Source organism: Legionella sp. W10-070 (assembly GCF_900640175.1).
In the GTDB taxonomy this organism is placed as follows: Bacteria; Pseudomonadota; Gammaproteobacteria; order Legionellales; family Legionellaceae; genus Tatlockia.
Map to the genome: position 1 here is coordinate 25,684 of NZ_CAAAJC010000017.1, position 14,990 is coordinate 40,673.

Below are 14,990 nucleotides of genomic sequence, written 5' to 3' on the forward strand. Positions count from 1 at the left end.
AAGCCACGCATGCGTGGCTTTTTTTACTACTTGGTTTTTGTCAACGTGGCTTCACCTGGCCCATTGACGATCATAGTGTAGCCATTTGCGCTCAGCGTTTTAGGAAGGATGTCGCCAGTTTCCAAATGCATAGAAACCATGCCCAAGGTTATTGGATTCGCAGTATTCGTTGCCATTTTAATAATAGCTGGACATCTTCCCTGGCCGTCAACATGGCCATAACATGCCATCCTGACGACTGCCCAATGAACTTTGCCATCACTATTTGCTTTGGTTGGCTCCGGAGAGGGTGTTCCTGCAACATAAGCATTTGATTCTACATTGGTTCGGTTATGAGTAACCAGGTAACTTGGACTTGCCAGTACGGCAGTCGTTGCAAAACCTAAAACAGTGGCGGTCAAGCCTCGAAGCAGTTGATTCATAAATATTTCACTCCATAATCTAAGAAAAAGTAACTCCCCAAGTTGTGACGTTTCAGTCAACCATTTGATTACCCTGAACAGCTTTTTGGAGGAAGCAATTTCTGATACAGTCTGAGAACCCTCCGCCAGGTCCAGGATGATCCATGGGGTTACGAAAAAAAGTTGGCTGATAAACTAGTACACCAGCGTACATTAGAGTCCATTCCAACCGGATTTACTATAGGGTAATGATTGCTGGGAGACAACCCTTTTTACTGCTTTGATTCATAATCCATATAAAAAACTATCATCTATGAAAAAAGGGCTAAAACTGCGGCTAGTGGTAATTAATGGTAGCCTGGCGCTCCAGGCTACCACTTTCAGGAAAAATCGCAGTTTTATCGCATCCCTATACTGACATTACCTGAGTAATTTGGCGATATCCTTGGCGAAATAAGAAATAATTAAATCAGCGCCGGCACGTTTGATGGCTAATAAGCTTTCGATCATTGCCTGCTCTTCATTAATTAATCCCTGGCTGGCTGCATACTTTAACAGGGCATATTCGCCACTGACCTGATAAGCGGATAAAGGAATTTCAGGATAATGTTGCTTCAGTCTATAAATAATATCCAGGTAATTCATCGCAGGTTTTACCATGAGCAAATCTGCTCCTTCCTGTAAATCCAAAGCAGCTTCTCGATAGGCTTCATTGCCATTAGCAGGATTCATTTGATAAGTTTTTCTGTCGCCAAATTGAGGAGCGCCCTGCGCTGCTTCTCTGAACGGCCCATAGAAACTCGAGCTATATTTAACCGCATAACTTAAAATAGCTGTTTCAATATGGCCGGCTTTATCCAGAGCCTGGCGAATGGCTGCGACCATTCCATCGGTCATGCTGCTTGGTGCAACCCAATCGGCGCCAGCATCAGCATGACTTACTGCCTGTTCTCCTAATAATTCTAATGTTTTATCATTATCAATCAGTTCACCCTGGAGAATCCCACAATGCCCATGACTGGTATATTCGCAAAAACAGACATCAGTAATAATTAGCATGTCCGGATTAATGTGGCGTATTCTTCGAATCGCTTGCTGAATGATGCCCTCGGAATGAAGTGAAGCGCTGCCTTTGGCATCTTTGTGGGCAGGGATGCCAAACAGTAACACAGCAGGAATTCCTAATTTGGAAAGCGCTTCTATTTCTGTAGCCAGGGCGCTTAATGGGAGTTGAAACTGACCTGGCATGCTCTTAATTTCGCATTTTTCAGTTAGTGTTTCACTGATAAATAAAGGTGCAATAAATTGCTGTGGATGAAGATGGGTTTCCTGTACCATGGCACGGGCTGCAGGGGAACGACGTAAACGCTTCAGACGCAAGGGAAGTTGATAATTTGTCATTATTATTCCTTCTGATGAGTATAGAGTAAGTCAATGCCACTGCCTGTGAGACTGGTGTTTACTTGAATACTGAAAAATTTATTTAACAGGTAAGTCAGAGTAACTATATTACTATCCGTTTGTCCTAAGCCGAAATTATAACTTATGTACAACCGCTTGGATAATGATTTTCCTACCATCACAGAGCTCCTGTCTGTGACTTGATTGGTAGTTCGGTCGTATTGAGGATGACTTTGTAAACTAATATCTAACCCCAGAGTTTGCTTTAATTGATCAAGCAGTTGCATACCATGCGTTCCTGAACCAAGATTCATGGAGGAAATGGCAGACAGCAATAATTGGCCTCCTGCCTGACCTGCCTGTCTAACTGGCCTTCCTAACAACAGCATAGATAAAATATCAGCCTGAGACAGGTTACCGGGAATAGAGAAAAGCTCAACCTTGGGTGAATTCAAACGCCCTGTCACTTCAATTCCGACGGTTATTTTCCCACCGAAATTAAATGTCTGCAGATTGCTGGGATTAAAATCTAATAATCGGTTAGAGCCTGAAAATGCACTGCCAGCATTATCAAACTGTCTGATGGCACGAACCTGAATACCCGGGTTGGTAACACTTCCTCCAGTAAACAAAAGCTGCCCTTGAGCGATTGTTAATTCTTGTCCATATGCTTGATATTTACCATCTCTTACACTAAGTTCACCTGTAGCATTTAGCTGTCCTTTTGGTAGTTGATATAAATGAACGGCACCGGTAAGAAATCCCTTGATCCCTTTCACATCGATATAAACATCGTTACCCATTTCCACCTGAATACTGGTATTAATGGGAAAAGGGCTGGAGGTTTGTGAGGGCTCAGCGCCAACGAATACAACATCGGGAGACAGGCTTGCGGAAGTGCTGAAGGATTGAGGTTTGATTTGGGCTTTGGGAATAATGACTTTTCCTTTCAGATCAACAGAATCAGGAGTAAATTCGATGCGTAATTCAGGTGCTACATTTATCAGGTATTCAGGGGTATTTATTAAAGTTAAATTATTACTGTCGAGGTTCACAGTTCCTGTCAGATGAGGGGTGAATTTTCCTTGCCCGCGGATGCTTAATGTTGTGTCATTAGACATTAAAGAGCCTTGCGCTTCCCATTGCTGATTTTTGCTTTGCAGATCTGCTTGTATTGCGTTTAAATTAAGTCCCCACTGAGGTAGTGAAACGCTCCCTTTATCCAGCTTAATATTACCCTCAACAACGGGTTTGCCAACGGTGCCTCTGGTTGTTAAAGTCGCACTTAGCTGGCCTTGCGGTTTAGAAAGCTCTGGACTCAATTGCTCTATGAAATCGAGAGAATTAACATCCAGACGTACCTCACCTTCAATGGGCTGGGTTGTAGGGAATCCTTGTTCCAATTGAAATTTTGCCAGTTTAAATGCCAGGTTTATGGTTTTGTATTGATCAATGATTAAGTTACCATGCATTGTTAAGTGTTGGGGAGTTAATTCAGCTCGCAGTTGGCCGCCATGAAACGGCAAGCCGGGTACGTTTTTTTCTTCAGGTAATTGAAAACTGCCGGGATCAATGATGAGATCAATTTCCCCTTTTGTTGAACTGGTGAATGAGGCATTTGCTGATATTGTCGTTTCCAGGCCGCTTAAAGCAGGATGCAACAATTTAGGCTGAGGGATACTGGCTTTGGCCTGCCATTGATAAGCTGAAGATCCTGTAATTTCTATTCGGTTACTTCCTAAAGTCAGTTCTCCATTAAGGTAAGGCTGCTGATAATTGAAGTTCGCTTGTAAAGGACTCCCAAGATAACTGGCGCTTAACTGGCCATTGATTGATAAGTCAGCCTGGGTGTTGCTGGAGAATTCAGAAGTGAGTCTGATATTTTTCAAGAAGGATTCTTCTCCATTTAATGCCGCAATTTGCGAGTGGAGTTCTCCCTTTATTTGAGGGACGGCAGCTGCATCGTATGTGAGGTTAAAATGAGCTTCTCCCTGTGCCAATTTAGCCAGGCCTTCGGCATTAATCTTTTGTCTCAATGAATGCGCTTTAATCTGGATATCAGCAGGGATGGGATTGCTGACTGTTGCATTAAGATCTAGCGTCAGCTCAGGTATTTTGCCGGTAATCAACACCTGGCCTGCCGAACTTTGAAATTTATTTTTCTCATCGAAAGCCCACTGAAACTCATGCCATTGGGCTTTAGTATAAAGTTCTTGTCCCTGTTTGAGTGTGCCATTTAAAACAAGGCGGGCAGGGTGCTCTAATTCACCTCGCCAATGATAAAGAAGTAAATCGCCTCCCAATTTGAAATTGCCGGTAATTTGCGGGCCATCAACAAGTTTGCTTTTAAAAAACAGGTTTGCAGCAACTGTATAGGGAAAGACGGGTTGCCCCTTTAATTGACCATTAATGTTGACGTTTTCAAAGTCAAAGCTCAGTTGATTGATTTGCCATTGTTGGTTATTTAAGGAAGCTTGCAGGTTGAGATTTTTAAATTCATGAGGGATTCCATTCTGATTTATCTGAATATCACCAATCTGAATTTTGTTAAAAGAAAGGTTAACAGGTAGTTGTGGTAAGGAAAACTCTGTCTTTGTTGTTTTTTCAACGACCTCTACATTATTGAAATGAAGTAGAAGCTGGTTTGCAGTTAATTTATTGATGAGCAGATGATGCTGGAAAAGTTCTTTTATCTTCCAGTTTACCTGAAGATTCCGCAACTCAATATCGAGTGCATCCGCATGATAGCGAAGATGGCCAAAGGAAAAATTATCAATCAATCGGCCCTCAAGTTTTTCGATTTGTAACTTGCCCGGTAAAAAGAGACTGGCAAATTTAACACTCAGGTATAATCCGGGCGTTGTAGTCAGCAAAAAAGCGGATAGTGTTGTCAGCAGGATAAAAAGGAGAAGCAGGCTGCCAACTACAGATTTGAGTAAAGTGCTGAGTAAACGCATTACAGGTCAGGCCCCATATTAATGACAAGTCTTGGTCTTTTCTCGCTGCGGTTAAAATGACGATCGACCGCTTGTGCAACGCCTATTTTTATAGGTCCTACAGGCGATACCCACATAAGGCCAATACCAACGTCGTTTTTTAAATTTTTAGGGGTTGGTCGATAGACATCACCACTGTCCAGAAAACCGATAAGATACCAGTTTGTTACGGTTTCTTTTTGAATTTCGATACCATTAAAGGTTAAAATTTTACCCGGTCCAATGGTATTATAACTATAACCTTTCAGGTTTTCAGAGCCTCCGAGTAAGAACGCCAGCGACAATGGCATTTGGTTAATATCATTAATCTGGGTAATCCCCTGAATGGAATGAAAGTAGAAACGGGTTCGTATCGGGTCGACTGTAAGGGCGGCTTTGAGGTTAATAGAGGCCTGGACAAAGCTGATGTCTGACAATACTGCCCTACTAGCACCTAGTCCATTGATAGTGATGTTATAACCGGAGGGAGAGAAAAGGTTATCCTGAGTATTTCGCCAGGTAAAAATTGCTTTGGGAAAGAAAGTGGTCTTTTCTTCTTTAGGTTCAAACGTGTAGCTGAATCGCTCGTATAAACCATTTAAAGATAATGTCCTTTGGTACCTTGGCTTGATATGCTGCTGTGCAAGGGAGGCGAGAAGTGCATTACTTGAACCACTGTCATAATTCAGGTTAGACAGGTTAGTTGTGAGGCTGTACTGATCTGTAATCGGGTTGGTTCCGGGAATAACATATTGGGCTTGCAGGCTATTTTCGTTGACCGATCCTAAAGCAAAGGCATTAAATTTATGGCCGGCACGGTTAACGGGCACTACATGGTAACCCAGACGGCCACGTGGGCCTGTATCAGTTCCATATCCAATACCAAAAGAATAATTAATTCTTGAGACTGGCTGCAAATGAACATCCACTGGAATATAGCGATGATTATTCAGTTGTGGTTTAACCGAGACGCTTTGAAAATAACCACTGGCTGCCAATTGATTGTTCAGGGCAAGTATTTGATCAGTTGAATAAGGCTGACCATATCTGAACGGCACATAGCGACGAAGCAAATCAGGTGAGATATAGGTAGGGTCAAATTGTACCTGACCGAAATAAAACTGCATGCCAGTATGAAATATTAAGGTAATGTGGGCAGTATTGTATTGAGGGTCAACAAGAACCTCCGATTTTTCAAAAGAAGCCCGTAGGTAACCCTGGTGCTCTGCCGTATTTAATATAGTTTGTTTGGCTTCTTCATATTGAACACTATTTAAAGGATCGCCTTGTTTTATGGGGAATTCAGCTATTGTTTTTCTGATTACCGGGTCGTTTGCTCCTTCTCCCTGGATATCTATAGTGACACTTGTGATAAACACCTGGGGGCCAGGAACAATGATAACTTGTAAGGGTTGACGGCTTGGAATTCTGATTTGTGGCATAAAATAGCCATAAGGCTCGAGAGCCTTAGCCACCTGGATACGCAGCTCCTCATCTGGCTGACTGGAGAGTGGTTTTTCTTGTGCAAACTCAGTCAGCCGTGCCTGTACATTAGCAGCAATTTCTTTTTTGACGCCTGTAATTTGAATATTGGGAATGTTGGTTGCTGCAACTAATAAGGACATACTGGTTATTACCAGCAGCAGCCGTATTGTCTTTTTCATCTTGGCTCAATGATAAAACATAATTTGCGGGATGTCACATTTTGCAATCATGATACTAAATAGATAATACTTGGTAACACTTTCTTAATTTTTATCATATAGAATAATAATAAGACAAACTCAAGTTGGTCGTTTTATGTATAAGAACACACCTGACATTTCAGGTACTGCAGAAATGATTTCATTAGCAACAAAGTCTCATTTTCTCGGTCGAACGATGACAATTAATATCGCCCCGTTGAAAGCATTCAGGAAGTTTTGGCAAAAAGGCGATGCGGAGTTGAGTAAAGTATGGCAATTGTTTGCTGATGAATACATCAACCGACCTTATCTTGATGTGCCTTTGGGAATCGGACCATTTGACTATGATATTACTCACGATGATTATACGGTTTATCATCGGAATCATGATGTAACGCATGCAACAAGGCAAAGGCTTTATGCCCAACATTATTTAGATATAATCAGACAGTATGGAAAGCCTGCATTTTCTCATATGGCAATTGAGATAAAGAATAATCCTGAAATTAAATTTTGCCTGGAGGTTGCCGTTTTTCTCTGCCGAAGCGGAAGGACAAACGAACAACCGGGTAAAGAAGATCCAAGTAACGCCAGGCGCTCAGCGGAATTATTTGAAGCGGTTGCTGTGCGTTTGGGCTTTCACCAAGGATTAGTCAGATTTCTTGCCTTTGCAATTGCAACCCATGCTCCGAATTTGGATAATCACCCCGACTTGATAAGCTTGCTTCCAGGGAAGAATAATAATGATAAACGGATACTGGCAGAGTTACTTTTAAAATGTGTTGATCTTAGTCATCATACCGATCTGGTGCGCTGTAAAGTCGGTGGAGTTGTCCAGCCAGTACGTCCCGAGATTGAAAAAGACCTTCATCAATTGTTAGATGCTTCTTCAGTCGACATTCCTCTGGCTGTCTCCAATCTTCTTACCTATGCCATTCAGGCTTGTCAAAGTACGGGAACCCGAGTTAAGTTTCAGGAATTTCACCAGCAAGAAACGCATAATGATCCTGTATTGAAGGTTAAGCATACGCAAGATGTCTGCGCTTCCTTGTTGGAGTTAAAACAAGTTGAACTGGATATAAGACAGCAAATCCATGATGGCAAGTACGGACTGTTTAATAAGCTTCTCCAGACCTTTGAAAAGACAGGGGATCTTGATTTAACCAATTGGACAATCAGTACTGAGGAATTGCAATCCATTAAAGACATTCTAGGAAAAAGAAAAATCGAAAGCGTGACCCTTATTGGAACAAAACCTGTTGAATATAGAAAAGAATTAGCCGATTTTTTGCAAAAACGAAGCACTGTCGAAAATTTTTCTATTAACCAGGCTGAAAAACTGGATAATGATACTGTTAGCGAATTTAACAGACAATTCCGCCAGCAAGCGCATGCCCATCAGAAAGAGTCAATGCCATTTGAGCCTTCCAGGATAGGTAGTGCTTACACGAAAGGTATCTCTGCACTCATTCAACAGTTGGCGAAAGAAATTAAGGGAGAAATCCCCCGGTTTGGAGGTAAAGAGCAATTTACTCAAGTAAAAAATGTGCAAAAACTTAGTAATTATAAAATTGAGAAGCGATATCAAAATCATAAAAGAAATCGTCCTGCTAACGATTTTCCTTCTTCATTATCTTCTTTATTGCAAACGATTAACCCGCCAGATATTACATTAAAACCAGGTGAATTATTGCTTTATCATGGCACCGATAGTCATGCTGCACCTCTTATTATGCAGAATGGTTTTGATGAAGCACGTTGTAAATATGTAAGTGGCAACGGATATGGGCCTTTAGGTAAAGGAGTTTATTTTACCTCCGAGCTGGCTAAGGCAGCCACTTTTGCTCGATGTAGCCAATGTGGGGTTACGGAGCAATGCTTTTGTATTGATGAAGAGCTGCTCCCTGCTGAGCGTGTAGTGCTGCTCTGTCAAGTTTTTGTTGGAAATCCGGAAATTATCTTTTCAAAATCGTCTAACTTGAGGGGCAGAATAACACCCCCTGATTCGTTTAATTCAACAATTGCCCTTTCTAAAGAAATTGAACAGGTATCTAATTTTCGTTCAACCGAAATTTGTATTCCTGAAGGGGCTCAGGCGATACCGTTGTTTGAAATTCGTTTTCGCTCGTCTCCTAACTACTTGCTTTTGGATAAATGGAATGAGGCAATTAGGAATAGTGAGTTAAGTAGCGAGGAAGAAAAGAAATCACTTTTGCAAAAGCATCAACTATTTATGGAAATGCTTAACGAGAAAATGAATAATAAGTATTCAAATCCATTAGAAATCAAACAGATCGCAGGGGCTATCAAGGTTTTGAATAAGCAGATAAGCGAGAATATTTCAGCTAAGATAAAGCTGACACAAAAACAAGATGATAAAAAAATCAATAAATTAATGCTGCAAAATGCGCAATTGAATATGTTAACGATTCAATTAACGGAATTTATAGCAGAGATAAAAACTGAGAATAATAATTTTTCAGTAACATACGACAATAACGCTATTGAAACGTTTTTTTCTCCAAATATATCAAAATCACTCTCAAATTTGCTCCTGCCTAAGAATTATTCATTAAAGCGAGAGGCTATGGATATAGTGAAGACTGTTGGGAGCCGGGAATCTAAGGATCTGGTCAGTGCTTTTATTGAGAGCCTTAATATCCTGATTGAAAGGAATGAGTCAAAAACAAAATTACCTTTTTTTTCTTCATCTCCTGCTCATCGTATGCTGTTGACTCAGGCTATGTATAGACTTCGGGCAGACTTGAAGTCACTTGACAGTAGAAACATTGGTGACGCATTCAGCCTTACTGACAGTACACTGACAAAACTCAGGGGTGAAATGGATAAATACCCTGAAATAAAAGATGCGACGGCATTTCAGATTTTAAATGTTTTCCATATCAAGCTTAATCAATCCTTTAAACAGGATAATAAGAAGCAAAATGAGCCAGGACCTGTTTAAGAGGTAAAACCATGCAAAGCAAGATCGTTTGAGCACTTGTCGGAGGAATCTGATTTTGGCGAGGTTTCTGCTCGCAAAGAAGGAAAGAAAGCGTTGGCTTGGTTAAAAATAGCCGTTTTAATATCCTTGCGTATAGGATGGATATTGTAGCTGCAGGCAATTTTATTAGCGCGGGTATCATCAATAGGTTCGACAATAATCTCCCCCTGAACTGAAATCATGTCTTCTTCTCTAATTGGGTCATTAATTTCTTCACAGTAAGTAACACAGGAAATTATTTGATAGTAACGGTTTGTCATTTTAGTCATTTTAAATCTCTCTTCATATTTTACAGGAGGAATAATCTTCTTCCTCTAATTTTTTTAATTGATAGATAAGTTCCAGTGCCTCCCTGGCAGATAAATTGTCAGGGTCAATTGTTGCCAGTTTAGCCAGTATCAGGCAAGATGGAATGCCTGCAGGGGGCAGTATTTGTTCTGCTTGTTCCACAGTATTCAGAGTATTAAGGTGCATTGTAGCCATTTTTAACACTTCTTGAGGAATTCCTGCAAGCTGAGCAACTTCCAATCCGTAACTGCGATTGGCCGCTCCTTCTTCTACCTGGTATAAAAAAATGATACGCCCTGTGGCAAGAGTGGCTTTTAAGTGAATATTTTTTATGCAATTAAATTCTGATGGCAGGTTTGTCAATTCAAAATAGTGGGTAGAAAATAAAGTATACGCTTTAATAGTATTTGCAAGATAGGCGCAGGTAGCGTAAGCCAGAGCCATCCCATCAAAGGTACTAGTGCCACGACCAATTTCATCAATAAGAACCAGACTTTTATGGGTTGCCTGTCTCAAGATATGTGCTGTTTCAGTCATTTCCACCATAAAAGTTGAGCGGCCTGACGCTAAATCATCACTGGCACCAATCCGGGTGAAAATTTTATCAATAGGGCCAATGCACGCAGTGCTGGCAGGCACATGGCTTCCGATGTGGGCCAGAAGTACGATCAATGCATTTTGTCGCATGTAAGTTGATTTACCACCCATATTAGGTCCTGTTATCAGCAATATATTCTGGTGATCATCTAATCTTAAGTCGTTAGCGATAAATTGTTCCTGCAATACTTGTTCGACTACTGGGTGACGGCCTCCTTGAATCGAGATGCCGGGTTTTTCAACCAGTTCAGGCTGACACCAGTTTAACGATTGTGCCCGCTCTGCAAAGGTATTAAGAACATCAAGTTCAGCAATGGCTTCTGCCAGCTGCTTTAATTGATGAATAAACTGTTGTACTTCCTCCAGGAGATTTTCATAGAGCCATTTTTCCCTTGCCAGTGCCTTGGCTTCCGCGGAAAGTACTTTTTCCTCAAATTGTTTCAGTTCAGGAGTAATGTAGCGTTCTACATTTTTTAATGTTTGCTTACGTTGATAATTGATTGGTGCTTTCTCAGCCTGGTTACGCGATAGTTCAATGTAATAACCTTGCACCCGGTTATAACCGAATTTCAAAGAGGATAATCCGGATCGTTCTTTTTCGATGTTTTCCAACTGAATTAACTTCTCGGTGGCATTATCATTTAAAGCCCGTAGCTCATCGAGTTCTTCATCAAAACCAATGGCGATAACCCCTCCATCCTTAATAAGCATCGGCGGGTTGTCTACCAAGGCACTTGCCAGCAAGTCATGCAAAAGAGGTTGTGGTTTGAGGTTGTTTGCGAGTTGCTTAGTCAGGCTCGATTCATTGTTACTGATTGATTTATATAATTCAGGCAATACCGACAAGGTTTGACGCAGCTGGACTAAATCCCGTGGACGGGCGGATTTTAAGGCAATGCGTGAGGCAATTCGTTCTACATCACATAATTGGCGTAATAAGGTATGCAGATGGGCATCTTGTTTTTTTTTCAACAGTTCGCTGACTGCCTGCTGTCTTTCCTGAATAAGTTGATGATGGCTTAACGGCCTGCCAAGCCATCGCTTCAGTAGTCGACTACCCATGGCAGAGGCCGTATGATCCAGAACTGAAAGTAAGCTGTTATCACGGCTTCCTTGATAATTTTCAAACAACTCCAGATGCCTTTGTGTTGAAGCATCAAGTTGCAGGTAGTCGGCACTGTGCTCTAAGGTGAATTCAGTCAGGTGAGGTAATGCCTGCCGTTGGGTATTATGCAGGTAAGCCAGTAAACAGCCCGCTGCCGAGAAAGCGATACGGTAATTTTTCTCACCAAAGCCATGCAAATCCTTAACTGCAAATTGTTTACATAGTAACTGGTGGGCATGTTTTAATTCAAATTCCCAATCCGGGCGAATCTTGATAGAAAAATTTTCATGCATGGCTAAGGTAGAAAGGGCGTTTGGCAACAGGATTTCTGCGGGCTTTAGGCGATTTATCTCAGCGACAAGTTGTGTTTCATTTTCAACCTCAAGTAAATGAAAGCGGCCACCGCTTAAATCAACCCAGGCTAATCCATATTGCTTATGCTGATAGAGGGAAAGCAAAATATTATCGCATCTGGCATCAAGCAAGGCTTCATCAGTGATTGTGCCTGGGGTAATAATGCGTGTGACCTGACGTTCAACAGGACCTTTACTGGCAGCCGGATCACCAATTTGTTCACAGATAGCAACGGACTCTCCCTTTTTTAGCAAACGTGCCAAATAATTTTCTACAGCATGATAAGGAACACCAGCCATCGGGATGGGTTTACTGGCAGATTGGCCCCGGTGCGTCAGGGTCAGATCAAGGAGCTGGGACGCACGCCTGGCATCCTCATAAAACAGTTCGTAAAAATCACCCATGCGATAAAACAGGAGCATGTCGGGATATTCTGATTTGATGCGAAGGTATTGTTGCATCATGGGTGTATGCGTTACGGACATTGTGAAGGGCTAAAACAATAAATTTTGAGAATGTTAACAGAATTTAGCAATATCAGTAAAATGTGGGTACGATTAAAACTACGATTTTCCTTGAAAGTGGTAGATACTGTCTTTAAATGCAAGAAAAATTTTCATTAAAAGGGAGTTTATTTTTAAGTACAGCAAAAATTATATGAGCCAATTTAAACACAGCTTGCTGACTGCGATGGAATAACATAAGTATTGCATACATGAGCTTGCTCCACTGGTTGTTCTTATTTGGGGCGAGGATTATGATTTGTTTGATCCGTTGCCTTGGTTTGCTTAGAGGGGGCTTCAAAAAATCGCTCTGTTTTAGATGCTTTTCCCTGGGATGAAAGCGTTTCTTTTTTCTCTTGATCAGGTTTAGTTTGGATTTTCAAGTCGGTAGGTTCTTCATTCTCAGTTTTCAATGTATTAAAGATCTCTTTAAATAGACACAGATTACTTTCCAATATCTGCTTGTCTACTTTAATCAAAAAATGAAAACCAAGCGCGCTTAAGTCAAAGATGATGGCGCTTAAAATCAAAGTGATAACGGAGGTCGTGAGTAATGATAAGGGGGTGGCAGGGGAATCCATAAAGAGGGTAGCAATTCCTAATACGAACAGGAGTAATGACCAACCGATAAAGCTTCGGCGATTTTTCTTATTTTCCAGAATGGTGTCAGATAAGTTTTTCTGATACTGCTTAACCTTTATAAGATCGTGCTGACTATACTGAGCATGTGTCCTATTCATTTTAACTCCATTTATGCTCATTTAATTATCATTATGATTGAAAAATTGCATTATTTCAAATGGCCTTTGCCTGATTGATTAATAGAACCTGGCTGTAAATGGCTAAAAATTAAGTTGGCCGATTTTTATTTAAGCATAATAAAAGTTTATTGATGGCAATTTTTCGTAACTCCTTCACTTAATGTTATTTTTTGCTAGACTAGTGGAGGGAGTTTTTAAACCTATGATCAACTATGGAGAATGATTATGAAACGTTTGGCTCTTTTGGCTATTACTGCTATTGTTGCTGTTTCACTTTCTGCCTGTGGCGACAGAGCAGAACACAAGGCTGAAAATGAAGCTGCAACGACTGTAGAGCATCAAGACCACAATGCAGCTTCAGGTTCTGATGCTATGGATGCTACTAAAACCAATCAAACCACTGGCCAGTAATCTTTTATTAAGTACCCCGCTTTGCCCATGCGGGGTTTTTTTTGGTTGTTCTCTATGAATAATTTAGCGCATCTACTCTATCAATTAACAAATAAGTTACATTTAATGCAGCTGCAAATTGCTACAGCTGAATCCTGTACTGGTGGGCTGATTGCAGGCTTATTAACTGATCTGCCGGGAAGCTCAGCCTGGTTTGAACGGGGGTTTGTTACTTATAGTAATTTAGCCAAGGAGGAGATGCTGGGAATCCAGCCTGCATTAATACAACGATATGGGGCGGTGAGTGAACAAGTTGCGCAGGCGATGGCATGGGGAGCGCTGGAGTGCAGTGCCGCTGATATTTCATTGGCTGTAACAGGCATTGCAGGCCCTGACGGAGGCAGTGTTGAAAAACCTGTCGGAACAGTTTGTTTTGCCTGGGCGATGCGTGATTTTCCTGTGCAAAGTTCTCGCTGTCGTTTTCCAGCGGTTTCGCGCAAGAAAGTGCGTCAGCGTGCCTGCAGGCGAGCGTTGGAGGGAACGATTACCTTACTGGATAATATTTCTTCTCCAGACTCTTGAAATATGCTACATCGGATTTTCATTGGTTAATATTACTCTCTTCTGCGGATTTGATTAAACGCCAAAAACCTATCTGGAAAAGTAATCATTGAGCAGTTTTAAGGTTATTGGTTTTAGTATCTGGCTACCGTGTGGTTTTAAGCTACCTGATTCATCAAGGGTTGCCCGGATTGCCTTATCGGTTAAATTGCTTACAAAAATATAGCGTTGGCTCCCGTCTTCGATGAAACCTACAAACCAGCCATCGCGCAACATGCTGGGATTGGTTTCTCTTTCATTATACCCATGTCGGCCGGAGCCTGTTTTACCATAATAGGCAGCGCCATTACTCAGTTTTCCCTGGTAAAGATTCTTCCTGGTATGTTCTACTGCCTCATTACTGACCGGTAATTCCCGGCTAAGCATGGCATTTAGGAAGTGAAGCTGCTCTATGGCAGAGATTTTTAAACTGCTGGATAGCCAGGCATGGCTAAGGCCATTATTTTTGCCCGGATCACCGCTAAAGTCCTGGTTGCCATAATCAAAGCCAGCCAGGTAATGTTTAATGCGAGCATAACCTAGCTGTGGGGTAAGTGCTTGTGATACCCAAACGACAGAATACTTAAGCCAGCTTTGGGGTGTTTGATCCTGATTCCATTCTGCTAAGTCTTCTTTTTTACCCTGCCATTTAAACAGGGTATTTTGGGTGATAATACCTTGGTTAAATGCCATTAAGGACAATGGTATTTTAAAAGTAGAGTCAGGTGCAATGCGTTGATGGCAGTAGTTATCGGGATTATATTCACTGACTATCTTGTGCTGGTTTACATTATAAAGAATGAAGCAACCGTTATAGTTTTTAAATGGCTGCGAATAATCTTTTACAGTTATTTCATTGGCTGTTGCATTTAAGGTTGCAGTCGCTAAAAATAGTGCTAGTAGTTTGTTCATAATAATCAGGTAGG

The 14,990-nt window shown here is 41.3% G+C and carries 11 protein-coding genes; 3 read left to right on the top strand and 8 right to left on the bottom strand.

The window, feature by feature from the left end:
* Positions 1 to 26: 26 nt before the first annotated feature.
* The 4 genes from E1O65_RS08555 to E1O65_RS08570 all read right to left on the bottom strand — a co-directional run bounded on the left by E1O65_RS08555 (position 27) and on the right by E1O65_RS08570 (position 6,441).
* Positions 27 to 422, bottom strand: a complete 396-nt coding sequence (locus E1O65_RS08555) for a hypothetical protein (protein ID WP_133133189.1) — start codon at positions 420 to 422, stop codon at positions 27 to 29.
* 399 nt (positions 423 to 821) lie between these two features.
* A complete protein-coding gene (gene hemB / locus E1O65_RS08560) occupies positions 822 to 1,802 on the bottom strand; it encodes a porphobilinogen synthase (RefSeq protein ID WP_133133190.1) in 981 nt (326 codons plus the stop codon).
* A 2-nt stretch (positions 1,803 to 1,804) separates the two neighbouring features.
* Positions 1,805 to 4,759, bottom strand: coding sequence for a translocation/assembly module TamB domain-containing protein (locus tag E1O65_RS08565; protein WP_133133191.1), 2,955 nt, complete (start codon positions 4,757 to 4,759; stop codon positions 1,805 to 1,807).
* The gene (locus E1O65_RS08570; protein ID WP_133133192.1) at positions 4,759 to 6,441 is read right to left on the bottom strand and encodes a BamA/TamA family outer membrane protein; all 1,683 of its coding nucleotides are present in this window, start codon (positions 6,439 to 6,441) and stop codon (positions 4,759 to 4,761) included. The genes E1O65_RS08565 and E1O65_RS08570 overlap by 1 nt, the downstream gene beginning before the upstream one ends.
* Positions 6,442 to 6,577: 136 nt before the next feature.
* Here E1O65_RS08570 and E1O65_RS08575 point away from each other — a divergent pair, with 136 nt between their 5' ends.
* The gene (locus E1O65_RS08575) at positions 6,578 to 9,427 is read left to right on the top strand and encodes a SidE phosphodiesterase domain-containing protein (protein WP_133133193.1); all 2,850 of its coding nucleotides are present in this window, start codon (positions 6,578 to 6,580) and stop codon (positions 9,425 to 9,427) included.
* Here the strand turns inward: E1O65_RS08575 and E1O65_RS08580 are convergent.
* From E1O65_RS08580 to E1O65_RS08590, 3 genes are all read right to left on the bottom strand, one after another.
* Positions 9,424 to 9,735 (bottom strand): hypothetical protein, encoded by a 312-nt coding sequence (locus tag E1O65_RS08580; RefSeq protein ID WP_133133194.1) that lies wholly within the window; start codon positions 9,733 to 9,735, stop codon positions 9,424 to 9,426. The genes E1O65_RS08575 and E1O65_RS08580 overlap by 4 nt on opposite strands.
* A gap of 13 nt (positions 9,736 to 9,748) precedes the next feature.
* Positions 9,749 to 12,295, bottom strand: coding sequence for a DNA mismatch repair protein MutS (gene mutS / locus E1O65_RS08585; RefSeq protein WP_133133195.1), 2,547 nt, complete (start codon positions 12,293 to 12,295; stop codon positions 9,749 to 9,751).
* A 254-nt stretch (positions 12,296 to 12,549) separates the two neighbouring features.
* Positions 12,550 to 13,053, bottom strand: coding sequence for a hypothetical protein (locus tag E1O65_RS08590; protein ID WP_133133196.1), 504 nt, complete (start codon positions 13,051 to 13,053; stop codon positions 12,550 to 12,552).
* A 246-nt stretch (positions 13,054 to 13,299) separates the two neighbouring features.
* Between E1O65_RS08590 and E1O65_RS08595 the strand changes: the two genes are divergently transcribed.
* Both E1O65_RS08595 and E1O65_RS08600 read left to right on the top strand, forming a co-directional pair.
* Entirely contained in the window at positions 13,300 to 13,485 is a 186-nt protein-coding gene (locus tag E1O65_RS08595; protein WP_133133197.1) for a hypothetical protein, read from the top strand.
* 54 nt (positions 13,486 to 13,539) lie between these two features.
* Positions 13,540 to 14,046 (top strand): CinA family protein, encoded by a 507-nt coding sequence (locus E1O65_RS08600; protein ID WP_133133198.1) that lies wholly within the window; start codon positions 13,540 to 13,542, stop codon positions 14,044 to 14,046.
* Between the two features lie 69 nt (positions 14,047 to 14,115).
* Here E1O65_RS08600 and E1O65_RS08605 read toward each other — a convergent pair whose 3' ends face one another.
* Positions 14,116 to 14,976: a class D beta-lactamase gene (locus tag E1O65_RS08605; protein WP_133133199.1), complete on the bottom strand. Its 861-nt coding sequence runs from the start codon at positions 14,974 to 14,976 to the stop codon at positions 14,116 to 14,118.
* Positions 14,977 to 14,990 lie beyond the last annotated feature (14 nt).

Coding starts and splice junctions, on each gene's coding strand:
- E1O65_RS08600 (WP_133133198.1), top strand. CDS start 13,540: ATGAATAATTTAGCGCATCTACTCTATCAATTAACAAATAAGTTACAT.
- E1O65_RS08575 (WP_133133193.1), top strand. CDS start 6,578: ATGTATAAGAACACACCTGACATTTCAGGTACTGCAGAAATGATTTCA.
- E1O65_RS08595 (WP_133133197.1), top strand. CDS start 13,300: ATGAAACGTTTGGCTCTTTTGGCTATTACTGCTATTGTTGCTGTTTCA.
- E1O65_RS08565 (WP_133133191.1), bottom strand. CDS start 4,759: ATGCGTTTACTCAGCACTTTACTCAAATCTGTAGTTGGCAGCCTGCTT.
- E1O65_RS08580 (WP_133133194.1), bottom strand. CDS start 9,735: ATGACTAAAATGACAAACCGTTACTATCAAATAATTTCCTGTGTTACT.
- E1O65_RS08555 (WP_133133189.1), bottom strand. CDS start 422: ATGAATCAACTGCTTCGAGGCTTGACCGCCACTGTTTTAGGTTTTGCA.
- E1O65_RS08605 (WP_133133199.1), bottom strand. CDS start 14,976: ATGAACAAACTACTAGCACTATTTTTAGCGACTGCAACCTTAAATGCA.
- mutS (WP_133133195.1), bottom strand. CDS start 12,295: ATGTCCGTAACGCATACACCCATGATGCAACAATACCTTCGCATCAAA.
- E1O65_RS08590 (WP_133133196.1), bottom strand. CDS start 13,053: ATGAATAGGACACATGCTCAGTATAGTCAGCACGATCTTATAAAGGTT.
- E1O65_RS08570 (WP_133133192.1), bottom strand. CDS start 6,441: ATGAAAAAGACAATACGGCTGCTGCTGGTAATAACCAGTATGTCCTTA.
- hemB (WP_133133190.1), bottom strand. CDS start 1,802: ATGACAAATTATCAACTTCCCTTGCGTCTGAAGCGTTTACGTCGTTCC.